At 63.3% G+C, this 14,185-nt stretch carries 12 protein-coding genes and 1 pseudogene; 9 read left to right on the forward strand and 4 right to left on the reverse strand.

The features are described from left to right. The 3 genes and pseudogenes from A39O_RS41935 to A39O_RS0127225 all read right to left on the reverse strand — a co-directional run. Positions 1 to 254: pseudogene (locus tag A39O_RS41935) on the reverse strand (hypothetical protein); the annotation flags it as partial. 111 nt (positions 255 to 365) lie between these two features. Continuing rightward, positions 366 to 1,751: a glutathione-disulfide reductase gene (gene gorA / locus A39O_RS0127220; RefSeq protein ID WP_026199778.1), complete on the reverse strand. Its 1,386-nt coding sequence runs from the start codon at positions 1,749 to 1,751 to the stop codon at positions 366 to 368. Between the two features lie 157 nt (positions 1,752 to 1,908). Further along, on the reverse strand, positions 1,909 to 2,643 hold the full coding sequence (locus A39O_RS0127225) for a glutathione peroxidase (RefSeq protein WP_020507823.1): 735 nt from the start codon (positions 2,641 to 2,643) through the stop codon (positions 1,909 to 1,911). 209 nt (positions 2,644 to 2,852) lie between these two features. Between A39O_RS0127225 and A39O_RS35460 the strand changes: the two genes are divergently transcribed. Both A39O_RS35460 and A39O_RS43870 read left to right on the forward strand, forming a co-directional pair. Next, the gene (locus tag A39O_RS35460; protein WP_169338501.1) at positions 2,853 to 3,941 is read left to right on the forward strand and encodes a glycosyltransferase family 4 protein; all 1,089 of its coding nucleotides are present in this window, start codon (positions 2,853 to 2,855) and stop codon (positions 3,939 to 3,941) included. Between the two features lie 737 nt (positions 3,942 to 4,678). Beyond that, entirely contained in the window at positions 4,679 to 5,593 is a 915-nt protein-coding gene (locus A39O_RS43870; RefSeq protein ID WP_456073034.1) for an O-antigen ligase family protein, read from the forward strand. An 18-nt stretch (positions 5,594 to 5,611) separates the two neighbouring features. On the opposite strand, the gene lysM is transcribed toward A39O_RS43870, so the two are convergent. Then, entirely contained in the window at positions 5,612 to 6,049 is a 438-nt protein-coding gene (lysM, locus tag A39O_RS0127240) for a peptidoglycan-binding protein LysM (protein WP_020507826.1), read from the reverse strand. A 251-nt stretch (positions 6,050 to 6,300) separates the two neighbouring features. On the opposite strand from lysM, the gene dapB reads away from it, so the two are divergent. From dapB to A39O_RS0127275, 7 genes are all read left to right on the forward strand, one after another. Next, positions 6,301 to 7,116 (forward strand): 4-hydroxy-tetrahydrodipicolinate reductase, encoded by an 816-nt coding sequence (dapB, locus tag A39O_RS0127245; RefSeq protein WP_020507827.1) that lies wholly within the window; start codon positions 6,301 to 6,303, stop codon positions 7,114 to 7,116. Between the two features lie 189 nt (positions 7,117 to 7,305). Next, positions 7,306 to 8,733 carry a UbiA family prenyltransferase gene (locus A39O_RS0127250; protein ID WP_020507828.1) on the forward strand — a complete coding sequence of 476 codons (1,428 nt, stop codon included), beginning with the start codon at positions 7,306 to 7,308 and terminating at the stop codon, positions 8,731 to 8,733. A 5-nt stretch (positions 8,734 to 8,738) separates the two neighbouring features. Next, the gene (locus A39O_RS0127255) at positions 8,739 to 10,061 is read left to right on the forward strand and encodes an FAD-binding oxidoreductase (RefSeq protein WP_020507829.1); all 1,323 of its coding nucleotides are present in this window, start codon (positions 8,739 to 8,741) and stop codon (positions 10,059 to 10,061) included. Further along, positions 10,058 to 10,798 (forward strand): SDR family oxidoreductase, encoded by a 741-nt coding sequence (locus A39O_RS0127260; RefSeq protein WP_020507830.1) that lies wholly within the window; start codon positions 10,058 to 10,060, stop codon positions 10,796 to 10,798. The genes A39O_RS0127255 and A39O_RS0127260 overlap by 4 nt, the downstream gene beginning before the upstream one ends. A 15-nt stretch (positions 10,799 to 10,813) precedes the next feature. After that, entirely contained in the window at positions 10,814 to 11,260 is a 447-nt protein-coding gene (locus A39O_RS0127265; protein WP_020507831.1) for a GtrA family protein, read from the forward strand. Positions 11,261 to 11,301: 41 nt separating this feature from the next. Further along, positions 11,302 to 12,657, forward strand: coding sequence for a glycosyltransferase family 39 protein (locus A39O_RS0127270; RefSeq protein ID WP_020507832.1), 1,356 nt, complete (start codon positions 11,302 to 11,304; stop codon positions 12,655 to 12,657). A gap of 109 nt (positions 12,658 to 12,766) precedes the next feature. Further along, positions 12,767 to 13,966, forward strand: a complete 1,200-nt coding sequence (locus A39O_RS0127275) for a glycosyltransferase family 87 protein (RefSeq protein ID WP_020507833.1) — start codon at positions 12,767 to 12,769, stop codon at positions 13,964 to 13,966. The last annotated feature ends 219 nt before the right edge of the window (positions 13,967 to 14,185 follow it).

Here is a 14,185-nt window from a genome sequence, read left to right on the forward strand (position 1 = left end):
TCTTTGTACTCCTGCATGCCCTCGGTCAGACGGGCGACGGCGGCATCGGTGCGCGCGCCTTGCTCTCTGTACTCCTGTACGCCCTCGGTGAGGCGGGCGACGGCGGCATCGGTGCGTGCGCCCTGTTCCCGGTACTCCTGCATGCCCTCGGCCATGCGCGCCAACGCCATCTCGGTGCGCATGGCCTGGTAACTCAGCTCCTTCATGTACTCGCGGAGCTCGTCGACCTCTTGTCTCAGTACGGCGTTTGCCATGACGATCAACTATGCAACGTTGTTTGCGACTTGGGTTTCAGCATAGCAATGTTTCGAGTCCCCAGCGGGGGGACATGGCAGCAGACCGGACAATCAGCGTCCCTTGCCGCTTCAGCCGGCGGCCGTGGTCGCTCCCGGACGCCTGACCGGCACCTTGAGCGTGACCAGTTCCTCGGCGCTGGTCGGGTGGATCGCCACCGTGTCGTCCAGATCGGACTTGGTGGCGCCCATCTTGAGTGCGACCGCAAACCCCTGAAGCATCTCGTCCACGCCATCGCCGATCAGGTGGATGCCGACCACCCGCTCTTCGGGGCCGGCACAGATCAGCTTCATCGCGGTGCGCGGGCCCCGGTCGTTCAGCGCATAGCGCATCGGGGTGAAACTGGTCTCATAGACCGTCAGCGTGTCACCGTAGAGTGTGCGCGCCTCCGGCTCAGTGAGTCCGACACGTCCGACCGGCGGGTGCGAGAAAACCACGGTTGGCACGTTGGCATAATCGAGCTTAAGGTTCTCCTCACCGCCGAACAGGCGCCGTGCCAGACGGCGGCCGGCCGCCACCGCGACCGGGGTCAGCGGTTCGCGGCCGGTCACGTCGCCGATGGCATAGACGCCCGGCACATTGGTGTTCTGGAATTCGTCGACCTTGATGAGGCCATTGGGTGCGACTTCGACTCCCGCCGCGTCCAGCCCCAGATTGGCACTGTTCGGCGCACGGCCCACCGCCCAGATGATGGTATCGAAGCCGGTGAGCGGCTCGCCCGTGCGCGGGCGCAGCGCGAGTCCGTCCGAGTGCCGCTCCAGTCCGGCCACCTCGAACTGGAGGTTCAGTTGAATGCCTTCCTCGCGCATCGACTCGGCCAAGGCTTCGCCAACCATGGGATCGAAGAGCCACAACACCCGGTCTTCGAGTGCCACCACGGTGACTTCGGACCCGAGTGCGCGCAGCACGCCGGCCAGTTCGACGCCGATGTAGCCGCCGCCGATCACCGCGACGCGGCGCGGCTGCTGTCCCAGTTCAAAGAATCCATCCGAGGTGATGCCGAGTTCGTGTCCCGGCATCCGCGGGACCAAGGGACGGCTGCCGGTCGCGATGACGATGTGGTCGGCGGTGTAGCGGCTACCGTCGACTTCTACGGTGTGCGCGTCGGTCAGGCGGCCTAGGCCCGTGATGTGGGTAATGCCCTCATGGGTGACATAGCCTTCCCAGTAATCGTTGATCCCCTTGACGTAGCGGTTGCGCCCGGCGACCAGGGTCGGCCAGTCGAAACCATCGGCCTGGACGCGCACGCCGAAGCCGGGGCCGTCATGCACGGCGCTCGCCAGGTGAGCGGCATACCACATCACCTTCTTGGGCACGCACCCGCGGTTGACACAGGTGCCGCCGAGTCGGCTGGGGTCGATGAGCGCGACCCGCCGCCCGAGTTGCGCAGCCCGTTCCGCTACCGCCAAGCCGCCGCTGCCGCCGCCGATGGCGATCAAATCGAAGTGTTGACTCATGTCGTGATGCTCCGGGAATATTTTGGTGGATAAGCGCAGCGCATCCACCATCAGCTTGGGCACGCCGGGTGCGTAGTCAGGCCATCCTGGCCTGACACCGTCAGGGCTGGAAGCCCTGACTACGCACGCCGCTGGTCGAGATTACGATCAAGGCCGTTTAGCGCTTAGCCAGCCACTCGGCCAGCTTGTCGGAGCCGCCGATGTGTTCCCCGTTGATGAAGACCTGAGGCACACTGGCGACCTTGGCGACCGCACGCAGGGTTTCATCCGTGTAGTCGCGGTTCAACACCAACTCCTCGTAGACGATTCCGGCGTCTTTCAGGTCCTGCTTGGCCTTGGCGCAGAACGGACAGCCGTTACGGCTGAACACGGTCACGTCCAGGGGCTTCGCGGCATTCGGCGCCAGGTAGGCGAGCATGGTGTCCGCGTCGGAGACCTCGAAGGGGTCACCCGGCAGGTCGGGCTCGATGAACATCTTCTCGATCACACCATCGCGTACCAGCATGGAGTAACGCCAGGAGCGTTTGCCGAAGCCGAGGTCGTTCTTGTCGACCAGGAGCCCCATACCGCCGGTGAAGTCACCGTTGCCGTCCGGGAGGAAGGTCAGGGCCTCGGCGCGCTGGACCTTCTGCCACTCGTTCATGACAAAGGTATCATTGACCGAGACACAGACCACGGTGTCTACGCCCGCGGCCTTGAAGGCGGGAACCAATTGATTGTAGCGCGGCACATGGGACGAGGAGCAGGTCGGGGTATAGGCCCCCGGCAGCGAGAAGACCACCACGGTCTTGCCGGCGAATACCTGATCGGTCGTCACATCGACCCATTCAGTCCCCTGACGGGTATGGAAGGTCACCGCTGGGACGCGCTTTCCGGTACGATCTTCAAACATCTCTTCGGGTCTCCTGAGGTTGATGAGCCGTGGCTCACTGAGTCATCGCGACGGGATGTCCCCGCCGATGTGCGATAAGGTACAGATGAAAGAGCGATCTGAAAAATGGATTATAAGTATCACATCGATCGTCAAAACCGATTAACGATCCTTGCCGGTCAATCGGGTTGCCTAACCTTTCGAGTAGCCTGGATATGGGGTGCGCGGCCATGACTTCCACCCATGCCGGGGCAATCTGGCTCCTGCTCGATAGTCGTGGGTTCGGCGGTGTCGAGTCGCATGTGCTGGCGCTGGCTGCCGCCCTCCAGGAGCAGGCCCTGCCGGTGCGGGTCGTCTTTCTGCGCGACTATGGTCCGCATCCCATGTGGCCCGCGTTGGCGCGGCGGGGCATTCCTTATGACGTGCTCGGCGGTGGTTGGCGCGGGCTCAGCGCCGCGTTGAAGGCAGCCCCCCCCGCGCTGCTGCACACCCATGGCTACAAGGTGGGTCTCTTCGGGCGAATTCTTGCGCGCCTGGACCGTTTTCCCTGCGTGAGTACCTACCACGCCGGGGAACCGGGTCCGGGGATGGTGCGCTACTACAATGTGCTGGATCGGGCGACCGCCCGGCTGGCCGGCGGGATCGTGGCCGTCAGCCAACCGATCGCCGGCCGACTGCCGCGCCGTACGCGGGTCATCGATAACTTCGTGCCCCTGGCGGCGGCGCCGACGCAGTGGCCCCTGGTGGCGGGCTTCGTTGGCCGACTCAGTCATGAGAAGGGTCCGGATCTGTTCTGCGCCCTCAGCGAATCTCCCCGCGACGAGGTCGACCATGCACCGGGCGACGCACCAGATCGGCAAGTCCGGTTCGTGGTCTACGGCGACGGACCGATGCGCCCCGCGTTGGAAGCCGCCCACCCGCGGGTCCGGTTTGCGGGTCAGCAGCCGTCAATGGAGGCGGTGTGGGGCGAGATTGGACTCTTGTGCATGACCTCGCGTCATGAGGGCCTGCCGATGGCCGCCCTGGAGGCGATGGCCCACGGGGTACCGGTGGCGGCCTTTGCGGTCGGGGGCCTGCCGGGGCTGATCGCGCCGGGGCGCAACGGTTGGCTGGTCCCTCCCTTGGACTTGCCCGGATTCCGCGCGGTAGTGCGGACCTGGGCAGGTCTGGATGAAGCCGGGCACCGGGAAACGAGCGACGCGGCGCGTGCGACCATTGCCGCCCGCTACACCCCGCAGGCGGTCTTGCCGAGCCTGCTCGCGGTCTATCGCGAGGCCGGTTGGCGTCCCGCGGATGATTGGCGCGATCAGGGGGGCTGACCGCGTCCATGTACGTCCCCTCACCGACCAAGTGGCGTCAGATCACGATCGCGGTGGCGGCCTGTCTGCTGGTGTGGCTGGCCTGGCGCGGGATGCCGAACCCCGCGGTCGCCTTTGTCATCGCCGTGGTCCCGCTTGGGGTCATCGGCGTGTTTCGTGCGCCGGTGCTGGTGGTGCTGCTGTTCGTCTGCTTTTCTTTCTTCCGGTTGCATGAAGCTTTCCCACTGCTTTATTCGCTCAAGATCCCGAAGATGCTCTCGCTGGCAGCCATTACGGTGTTGTTCTGGAACATCTTTATCGCCGAGACCCTCAAGCCCTACTGGCGTCGCGAGTTCACGCCGCTGGCCGTGTTCATTGTGCTGATTACGATCGGCGTGCCCTTGTCGACCAATCTCCCGGAGGCGCAGAACTACTATACGCAGACCTATTCCAAGATCGTGCTGATGGTCTTCATCGTCGCCTGGCTGTTGCGTGAGGAGCAGGATTTTCTGGTGGGCACGCGACTGATCGTGATCTCTGGTTCGGCGGTCGCTTATGTGGCTATATTCAATAAACTCAATGGGATCGGTCTGGTCGAGGAGACCCGGGTAACGGTCGGCCGCGACATCGGGTCGTCACTGGGCGACCCCAACGACCTCTCCTCCGTGCTGCAATTTCCGCTCAGCTTCGCCCTCGCCTTTGTACTGACACCCCGCAGCGGCATCCTCAATCGCCTTATGGGGCTGATCGCGCTGGTCATGTTGATGTGGGCGATTCTCGCGACTCAAAGCCGCGGCGCGCTGATGGGAACTATGGCGGTCTTTGGTCTGTACGGGTTCCGCTATATCAAGAACAAGATCCTCTTGTTCGGCGGCGGCGGATTGGCGGCCATGGGGCTCTATATCGGTGCCGGGGTCGGCAGCCGGAAGACCGCGCAATCCGGTGACGGGGGACTCGACACGTCCTCCGAACAGCGCCTGCATGCTTGGGAGGCGGCGATCGGCATGGCGACCGCCTACCCGATTTTCGGTGTTGGTCTGCATTGCTACTACAGCAACTATTTCGCGTTCACCCCGAAGTGGGACGGATTGAACCACGCCGTGCACAGCACTTGGTTCGGGGTGTTGGCCGAGAGCGGCTGGGNGGGNTTTGCCTTCTTCATCACCCTGTTTGTCGGCCTGATCCGAACCGGTATCAGAAGCCTGAAGATCGTCGACCGTCACCCTGGGGTGATCTCGCCGGCGGTCAGCATCGCCACCCAGGGCGCCCTGACGGGTTTGATCGGGACGGCGGTCTCCGGGTCCTTCCTGACCATGGGATTCACCTGGCCGATCTATGTCGCGGCGTCTTTCCTGATCTCGCTTGCCCAATTTCTGGACCAGACCTATGGTGTCGACGACGGCAAGCGCACGCCCGCGGTTCCCAAGGCGCCGAGCTTGCTCAAGCGGTTTTCGCGCCGCCTCACCGGTCGCCGTGAACCTAAGACGAATGATCGTGGTTCCGAACGCCCCGTTGACGATAGGGCCGACGAACCGCGGGGACCGCACAGCCTACCCCGCGGGCCTGGGGTCGAACCACCGGATACGTCGGGTGGACCGATCGCGGCGGGCCGCGATGCGCGCCGCCCGCGGCGGGTCAGACCAGGTGCTGACCCGCCGCGGGACGCCGAGTGACGCCGTTACGGCAATCGTCTAAGCGGTCGCCTTCGGGATGCGGATTTTTTGCCCTGGGTAGATCAGGTTCGCGTCCTTGATGACTTCGCGGTTGGCTTCGAAGATGCGCGGATACGCGTTGGCGTCACCGTAGAAGTGTTTGGCGACAGCCGAGAGCGAGTCGCCCTTCTCAATGACATAAAACTCGACTTCGGCGGTCTGGGGCGGGGCGGTGAGTCCGTCGACATTGATCGACTCGACGCCCTTGACGTTGCCCGCCATGAGTACCGCTTTCTCCAGCGCCTCCGGGCTCGCTGCCTCCCCGGCAAGCGAGACGACGCCCTTGTCGTAGGTGACGGTCAGGCCCTTGATCCCTGGATTGTCCTGCTCGATCTCCTGGCGGATTTTGTCACTTGCCTCGGCCTCATTGCCGAAGACTTTCTTACCCACGTCTTTCACAAAATCGAAGAGTCCCATGATGTCCTCTGCTGGTGCTGTTGTGGTTTGGTGTTGCGGTACGCGATAAAGCTAGCATACTGCGGCGACTTTGGCTGTCAGGGGACGGCGTTCGTCGTCTCTCGACCCTGTGAAACGGAAATGCTAAGGTCGCGGTTGTTTGGGCTGAGGTGGACGCCGGTGCTCGGCAGCCGGGGCAGCGCGCGGCGCAGCGCTATCGACTCCTATTTTCAACCTATTGAAAAAAAGATTAACCGTGGAAAAATGAGTCTATGAAAGAGATCAGAGTCGCGATTACCGGTGCCGGCGGTCGCATGGGACGCATCCTGGTGCAGGCGGTCACCGAGTCCGACGGCTTGGTGTTGGGAGCGGCGAGCGAGCAGTCGGGCTCCAGCCTGATCGGGACTGATGCGGGTGAACTGGCCGGGGTCGGGCGACTCGGGGTCGGCCTGGTCCCGAATCTTGCCGGCGCGACGGATGCCTTCGATGTGCTGATCGATTTCACCGCCCCGTCCGCGACCATGGCGCACTTGGCGCTGTGTCGTGCGGCCGGTAAGTCCATGGTGATCGGTACCACCGGGCTCGACGCGGATCAGCGCGCCCTGGTGACCGCGGCCGGGGAGCACATCGGCATCGTCTTTGCCCCCAATATGAGTGTCGGTGTCAACCTCTGTTTCAAGCTGCTCGACATCGCCGCCCAGGTGCTCGGTGATGAGGTGGATATCGAGATTATCGAGGCACATCACCGTCACAAGGTGGACGCTCCCTCCGGGACCGCGCTGCGCATGGGCGAGGTGGTGGCCGCGGCCCTGGGGCGGGATCTCAAGGACGTCGCGGTCTATGGGCGCCACGGCCACACCGGCGCGCGCGAGCGGCGCACCATCGGGTTCGAGACCATTCGCGCCGGCGACGTGGTGGGTGAGCATAGCGTCTGGTTTGTCGCCGACGGCGAGCGGGTCGAGATTGCGCATAAGGCATCCAGCCGCATGAATTTCGCCAAAGGCGCGGCGCGGGCGGCACGCTGGATCGGTACGCGCGGATGCGGGCTTTTCGATATGCAGGATGTGCTGGGGTTGCGGGATCTGTAGCCGCTTGGCGAACCCGCGTGGAGTCGACCACCCGGCCACACGGGCAATGAAGCCAAATGAGAGGCGAATCACCTTTCCCGCGCGGCCTTGGCGTATGATTTCGAACTCAGCGGCTGAGTCTTTACGCTAGACTCAAGTCCGGCGTTCCACCATCGGCGTTGGCAGCACAGGCGGAGGGCGGAGGAGCGGATGGACGAAACCTCAGTGGCACTCTGTATCGATCTCGACGGTACTCTGGTGCGCAGCGATTTGTTGGTGGAATCGACCCTGCGGGCGATCAAAGACCAACCCGTGGCGGCCCTGGGTGCCGTCATGGGACTGTTCACGCAGGGCCGGGCGCATCTCAAGCAGGGCTTGGCCAACCTGGTCAACCTGCGCGTCGATTTGTTGCCCTACAATCCCGCGGTGCTGGCCCTGGCGAAAACAGCCAAGGCGGCCGGCCGGCCGGTCGTCCTCGCCACCGCCTCGAACCGCAAGTACGCCGAGCAGGTCGCCCAGCATCTGGGACTGTTCGATGCCGTTTACGGCAGCGACGAGACCACCAACCTCTGTTCGCACGCCAAGGCGGAGCAGTTGGTCCTGCACTACGGTGAGGGCGGCTTCGACTACGCGGCCGATGCCGCGAAGGACGTGGAAGTCTGGCGTCATGCCCGGCGCGCCATCGTCGTCGATCCGCAGCCAGGTGTCTTGTCCAGCCTCTCCCGGCTGGGGATTCCCCATGACGTGTTGAGCCGGCCCGGGTCACGACTGGCACCGCTGCTGCGGGCCTTACGCCCTCACCAGTGGATCAAGAATGCCCTGGTCTTCCTGCCTCTGGTGGCCGCCCATCTGTATTTGGACCCGCCTGCCATCCTGGGTGCCGTGCTGGCCTTCCTGTGCTTCAGTCTGGTCGCCTCCGCGGGTTATATCATCAACGACCTGCTCGATCTTGACGCGGATCGCCAACATGTCCGCAAGCAGCGGCGCCCCTTTGCCTGCGGTGCCATACCACTGACCTGGGGCCCCCTCCTGATCGTCGGGTTGACAGCCGGTGGAGTCGCGATCGCCGCCTTGCTCCCGCCCTTGTTTCTCTTGGTGTTGCTGGCCTACTTCGTCACCACCCTGGCCTATTCGCTGCATCTTAAACGGCGGCCGACCCTGGACGTGATGACCCTGGCGGGCCTTTATACACTTCGCGTCATTGGCGGCACCGCGGCCATCGGCGTCGCGCCGTCGTTCTGGCTGCTCGCCTTCTCCATGTTCCTGTTCTTGAGCCTCGCCTACCTCAAGCGGTACGCTGAGTTGGAGGCCCTGGTTCGCAGCGGACGCGACTGGGCTTCCGGTCGCGGCTACACGGTCACGGATATCGAGCTGGTGCGCGGCCTCGGCATCCCGGCGGGTTACTGCGCGGTCATGGTGCTGGCCCTCTATATCAACAGTCCGGAGGTCCGTGTCCTCTACCAGCATCCGGCCGTGATCTGGCTGATCTGCCCGGTGCTGCTCTATTGGATGGCGCGCACCTGGTCCATCGCCCATCGGGGGCTGATGCACGACGATCCGCTGGTCTTTGCCGTGGCAAATCGGGGCAGTCAGGTGATCCTGCTGGTCTGCGCCCTGATCCTGTGGTTTGCGATCTGACCCGGATGGACGCGCAAACGTCGTTCCCATCCTGGGGGCGTTACCCGCCCGCGACGCCGGCGCGCGTGCTGCCGGTGCGTTTTCGCGACCAAGCGGTGCCGCGGGTTGCGGGTTCCGTGCTCCCCTACGGCAATGGCCGCAGTTACGGTGACAGTTGCCTCAACAATGGCGGTACCTTGCTGGCGACGCGCGGACTGGATCGCTTTCTGGCCTTCGACCCGAGTACCGGGCTGATCCGTTGTGAAGCCGGCGTCCTGCTCAGCGAGATTCTATCCCTGACGGTCGGCTACGGCTGGTTTTTGCCGGTTACCCCGGGCACTCGGTTGATCACCGTCGGCGGGGCCATCGCCAATGACGTGCACGGCAAGAACCACCACCTGGCCGGCACCTTCGGTCACCAGGTCACTTGCCTGGAACTGGTCCGCGGGTCGGGCGAGCGGATGCGTTGCAGTGCGACTGAACGGGCGGACCTGTTTGCCGCGACCATCGGGGGTCTGGGTCTCACCGGGCTCATCACCTGGGCCGAGTTCCGGCTCAAACGCATCGCCAATCCCTATGTTCAGGTCGAGCGGACCCGCTTCGACCGGTTGGACGACTTTTTCGATCTGGCCCTAGGTGCGGAGCGCGAGCGCGAGTACACGGTCGCCTGGATCGACTGTCTGGCGACCGGCCGGCACCTCGGCCGCGGCATCTACATGGCGGGCACCCACGCGGCGCCGACCTGCGAAGGTGCGCCGGGGGCGCCTGGCCGAACGCTCTCGGTTCCCTTCGATCCACCGGTGTCTCTCATTGCCGGGCCGACCCTCAAGACTTTCAATGAACTCTTCTACCGTAAGCAGTTCCGTCGCGTGCAGACCGGCCTGGAGCATTACGCGCCTTTCTTTTATCCCCTGGACGGTATCGATCAATGGAACCGCATCTATGGCCCCAAGGGGTTTCTCCAGTATCAGTCGGTGGTGCCGATGGCGCTCGGTCGCGACGTCACCCGTGAGATGTTGCAGTGCATCGCCCGGTCCGGACAGGGGTCTTTTCTTAGCGTGTTGAAAGTTTTCGGCGATCGGCCGCCGGCCGGCCTGCTGTCGTTTCCGCGCCCTGGGGTGACCCTGGCCCTGGACTTCCCCTTCAAGGGACCTTCGACCCTGCGGCTCTTCGAAACCCTCGACGCCTTGGTCACACAGGCGGGCGGGGCCATTTATCCAGCGAAGGATGCCCGTATGTCTCCAGCGTTGTTCGCCTCCGGCTACCCCAGGCTCGACGAATTTCGCCGCCATCTGGATCCGGCTTTTTCATCCAGTTTCTGGCGGCGCGTGACGGGGGATGCGCCATGAGCGCACGGGTGCTGATCGTCGGTGCCACCTCCGCGATCGCCGAGGCCGTCGCCCGGCGCTATGCCGCCCAAGGGGCGGCCCTGTTTCTGGCGGCGCGCCGGACTGACCGGGCCGCGGTCATCGCCGACGATCTGCGGGTGCGCGGGGCCGCGGCCGTGACGGTCGCCGCCTATGATGCGACGGTGCGCGACACCGCCGATGCCCTGGTGGCCGCCGCGTGGGAAGCCTTGGGCGGGATCGACGTGGCGCTGATCGCCCACGGGTCCTTGCCGGATCAACCGGCCTGCGCCGCCTCCGCCGTCCTGACGCGGCAGGAGTTGGAGGTCAACGCGCTCAGCGTTATCGACCTGCTCACCCCCTTGGCCAATCGCATGGCGTCGGCGCGTCATGGCACCCTGGCCGTGATCGGCTCAGTGGCCGGTGACCGTGGTCGCCAGAGCAATTATGTCTACGGTGCGGCCAAGGGATGTCTCGCGGTCTTCATGCAAGGCTTGGCTCACCGCCTGACCCCGGTCGGGGTGCGGGTGCTGACCATCAAGCCGGGATTCGTCGATACACCCATGACCGCCGCCTTTCCCAAAGGACCCTTGTGGGCCAGTCCGCAGACCGTGGCACGGGATATCCAGCGCGCGATCGAGCGCGGTGCTCAGGTGCTCTATACGCCTTGGTTCTGGCGTTGGATCATGCTGGTGATCCGGCTGATTCCCACGTCGATTTTTCAGCGCACGCGGTTGTGATCCGAGCCGTCGTCAATGGCTGAGCAAGGTTCCGTGCTGGTCGGCCTGTTCCATTCATGCAAAACGCGCTTGGATACGGAATTGGCCCGCTTTCTGATCGTCGGGAGCTTCTCCGCCCTCGTGAATCTGGTCTCGCGCTATGTGCTGAATCTGGTGATGGGGTACAGCGCGGCGATCCTGCTCGGCTATCTCTGCGGGATGGTCACGGCCTTCGTGCTTTTTCGGATGTTCGTGTTCCCGGCCTCGCGGCTGAGCACTGCGACCGAATTTCTACGCTTTGCGCTGGTGAATCTGGTGGCGGTCATCCAAGTCTGGGCCGTCAGTGTCTTCCTTGCGGAATGGCTGTTCCCGCGGATCGGCCTCGTCTCCCATGCCCATGATATCGCACACCTGATCGGTGTAGCGGTACCCGCTTTTACGAGTTATCTGGGGCATAAGCATTACAGTTTTCAGCAGCACTAAGGCGATTGGCGTGCGTTGATGTGCATTCGTGGGGTGATCTCTTGAGAGCCGTTGTCACCGGTGTCATCGCGTCCAGGTATTTCATTGCAGCCTGCTTTGCTCTGTTCCTGCTGCTGCGCCTGGCGCTCATCCTGCTGATTCCCGTGACCCAGGAGTCGGATGCCGCGCAGTATTTCCGGTTGGCTCAGAGTATCGGTGCGGGCGCGGGCTATACTGAGCACGGCATGCCCACCGCCTACTGGCCGGTTGGTTATCCCGGCTTTCTGGGCGGGCTGTTCGCCGTCTTCGGCTCACATCCAGTGGTTGGACAACTCGCTAATCTCACCCTGGCGGCGGCCTCGTTCTTTCTGGTCCTGGGGTTGACCCGCCGGATTTTTCAAAGCGAAACGACCGCGCGGGTGGCGGTGCTGTTACTCGCTCTCTACCCGAATCATATCGCCTATACGCCGCTGTTGCTGACCGAGCTTTTGTTTACCTTGCTGGTGCTCGCCGGGTGCTGGTTGGCGATGTTCCACGGCGGCCGGCGGGCCGCCATCGTCGCCGGTCTCATCTTTGGACTGGCGACGCTCGTCAAGCCGCAGACCCTGTTACTCCCGGCCATGTTGATCTTGCTCGGGCTGATGTCCCGCTCGGGACGTCTGGAGGTGCACCGCCGGCTTCGCAACGGACTCTTGCTGTACTTGGCGTTGATGGCCGTCCTGGTCCCCTGGTCGGCGCGGAATTTCCTGGTCCTTGGCTCGCCCATACTGGTATCGACGAACGGGGGTGTGAATCTGCTGATCGGCAACAATCCCAGCGCGGATGGTGGTTATCTGGAGGACGATGCCTTGCTCGCGCAGCGCCGCTTTTCGCTGGCTGACCAAGTGGCTGCCGACCAGCGTGCGAAAGCGCTGGCGACCCAGTGGATCGCCGCGCATCCGCGGCGATTCCTGGAGCTGATGCCACTCAAAGCCCTGCGCCTCTGGGGTTGGGACGGGGAGGCCGACTGGTCTTACCGGATCGGATTTGCGAACTACCACGCGTTCGCGAACGTCTTTCGCGGCGTACGCGCGGCAAATCAAGTCTATTATTTCGGACTATTGGCGCTGTTCCTCGCTTCGATCGCCATGCTGCCCGGCCGGCTGGCGCGCCTGACCGTGCCCTGGATCTTTTTCGGCTATGCGTTTGTGCTCTATACGACTTTGATCTCGCTGATCGTCTTTGGCGCCCCCAGGTTTCACTTTCCACTGATGCCATGGATCATCATGTATGCGTCCTGGGTCGTCAGTGAGTGGTTGCTGCACCGCGTCGATGCGCCGTCAGTAACGACGCCACTGTCGGATCACGCACGACGCGACGCGACGGGAGCGGTCCAGGTGCCCAGGGCCGTGGATCATCAAGGGCTCGATCATGCCTAAGTCCCCAACATCGGGCGATGACGCAGCGGCCATGTGCGCTGATGGACTCCATATCCGTTCGTCAACCGTGTCGCCGAGCGCTGACAGGGGCGGGAGTGGCGTCTTTGCGATGGTGCTCCTGGTGCTCGGGGCAGCGTGCTTGCTCTGGGGTTTTTACCGCTTCGTGAGCGGCTATCTCCTGGTTGGCAAGGTCGGCGATTTCGCCGTCTACTACGAGGCGGCAAAAGCTTTGCTGCACCACCTGCCGGTCTATGAGCAAGCCATCACGTCGCCCAATGGTTTTCTGTATCCCCCGGTCAGCCTCGGCCTGTTCGTGTTATTTGCCCCATTCTCGCCCCAGGTCGCTTATAGCCTGTTCGCGGCTGTCGTTTATGGGTCGACAGCGGTCGCGTCATGGCTTTTCCTGCGACAGGTCGCGGCAGCGGCGGACAAACCGATTTCCCGGCTGATGCTGATCGCTTGTGCCGTGTTTGGCCTGGGCTTTGCCCCGACCTATCTGAATGTCATCGCCGGGCAGGTGAACACGCTGGTGTTGCTATTGTGTGTGTTTTACCTGTACCTGCTGGATCGGCGGCCGTTCCTCGCCGGCGTACTGCTGGGGCTCGCGGCCTGGATCAAAGTCTATCCCGTGTTGCTCGGTATCTTCGTCTTCGCCCATTCCCGCTACCGAAACGTGCTGCTGGGGCTGGCCTGTGTGTTCTTTGCCGCCCCGCTGCTGCTGGCCTGGCTAGTCCCCGTCAATCTGTACAGAGACTATTTTTTCAGTGTTCTGCCGCAGGTGTCCCGTATTGGAACCGTGCATATCTATAACCAATCGATCGCCGCTGCCGTGCATCGCTTTTTCAGGCCGCTCGCCGATGCGTTCAACTGGGAAGTCTATACGCTTTCCACGGTGGCGCAGGGGGTGTCGACCCTGGTTCTGAGTGCCTCGGCGATCGTCGTGTTACTTTGGCTGCGGCGTGATGTCGCCGCAAGAAAAAACGCCGGCTTTGCACTACTGCTGGCACTGATTCCGATGCTGGTTTCACTCGGGTGGGGATACACCTATGTTCTGGTGCTGCCGCTCATTTTCATGCTGCTGCTTCATGCCGCCGAACGCGGCATCTGGTGGCAAGCAGCGGTCTTGATTCTCATCAGCGGCTTCTGTATCCCGTCGTACTCCGAGGTGCAGGTCATCAACCGCCTTCCGGAGATACTGGCTCAGGTGTTCTATGCGCGCTACCCGCTGGCAACCCTCGCCATGGTGATCGCGGCGCTCGCCCTGCTTGGCAGACGAACGGACCGCGCGGGGCGCTCCACCGATCAATGAGCGGTTTCGGCGTCGAACGCTATAACTGGACGCCGGGGCAGGTTTCAAACCCGTCCCGTGGTCAACCGCTGTCGGTTTCTTGACTGAAATCGCCCTAGCAGCGTGTCGGACTTAGCCCCTAGGATTAGGGTATGAGTCAACATAAAGGCTTTTTGTTGCTCCACAATCTAACGTAAGGTGATTTCCGCGAAAAATCCAACCCGTAGGAGCCCGCTTGCG

Origin of the sequence: Lamprocystis purpurea DSM 4197, from assembly GCF_000379525.1 — a bacterium.
GTDB classification, from domain to species: domain Bacteria; phylum Pseudomonadota; class Gammaproteobacteria; order Chromatiales; family Chromatiaceae; genus Thiodictyon; species Thiodictyon purpureum.

What these genes read in the sequence shown, in the direction of transcription:
- A39O_RS35460 (WP_169338501.1), top strand. Translation starts at nt 2,853, where the DNA reads ATGACTTCCACCCATGCCGGGGCAATCTGGCTCCTGCTCGATAGTCGT.
- A39O_RS0127265 (WP_020507831.1), top strand. Translation starts at nt 10,814, where the DNA reads ATGGCTGAGCAAGGTTCCGTGCTGGTCGGCCTGTTCCATTCATGCAAA.
- dapB (WP_020507827.1), top strand. Translation starts at nt 6,301, where the DNA reads ATGAAAGAGATCAGAGTCGCGATTACCGGTGCCGGCGGTCGCATGGGA.
- A39O_RS0127250 (WP_020507828.1), top strand. Translation starts at nt 7,306, where the DNA reads ATGGACGAAACCTCAGTGGCACTCTGTATCGATCTCGACGGTACTCTG.
- A39O_RS0127225 (WP_020507823.1), bottom strand. Translation starts at nt 2,643, where the DNA reads ATGTTTGAAGATCGTACCGGAAAGCGCGTCCCAGCGGTGACCTTCCAT.
- lysM (WP_020507826.1), bottom strand. Translation starts at nt 6,049, where the DNA reads ATGGGACTCTTCGATTTTGTGAAAGACGTGGGTAAGAAAGTCTTCGGC.
- gorA (WP_026199778.1), bottom strand. Translation starts at nt 1,751, where the DNA reads ATGAGTCAACACTTCGATTTGATCGCCATCGGCGGCGGCAGCGGCGGC.
- A39O_RS0127255 (WP_020507829.1), top strand. Translation starts at nt 8,739, where the DNA reads ATGGACGCGCAAACGTCGTTCCCATCCTGGGGGCGTTACCCGCCCGCG.
- A39O_RS0127260 (WP_020507830.1), top strand. Translation starts at nt 10,058, where the DNA reads ATGAGCGCACGGGTGCTGATCGTCGGTGCCACCTCCGCGATCGCCGAG.
- A39O_RS0127275 (WP_020507833.1), top strand. Translation starts at nt 12,767, where the DNA reads ATGGTGCTCCTGGTGCTCGGGGCAGCGTGCTTGCTCTGGGGTTTTTAC.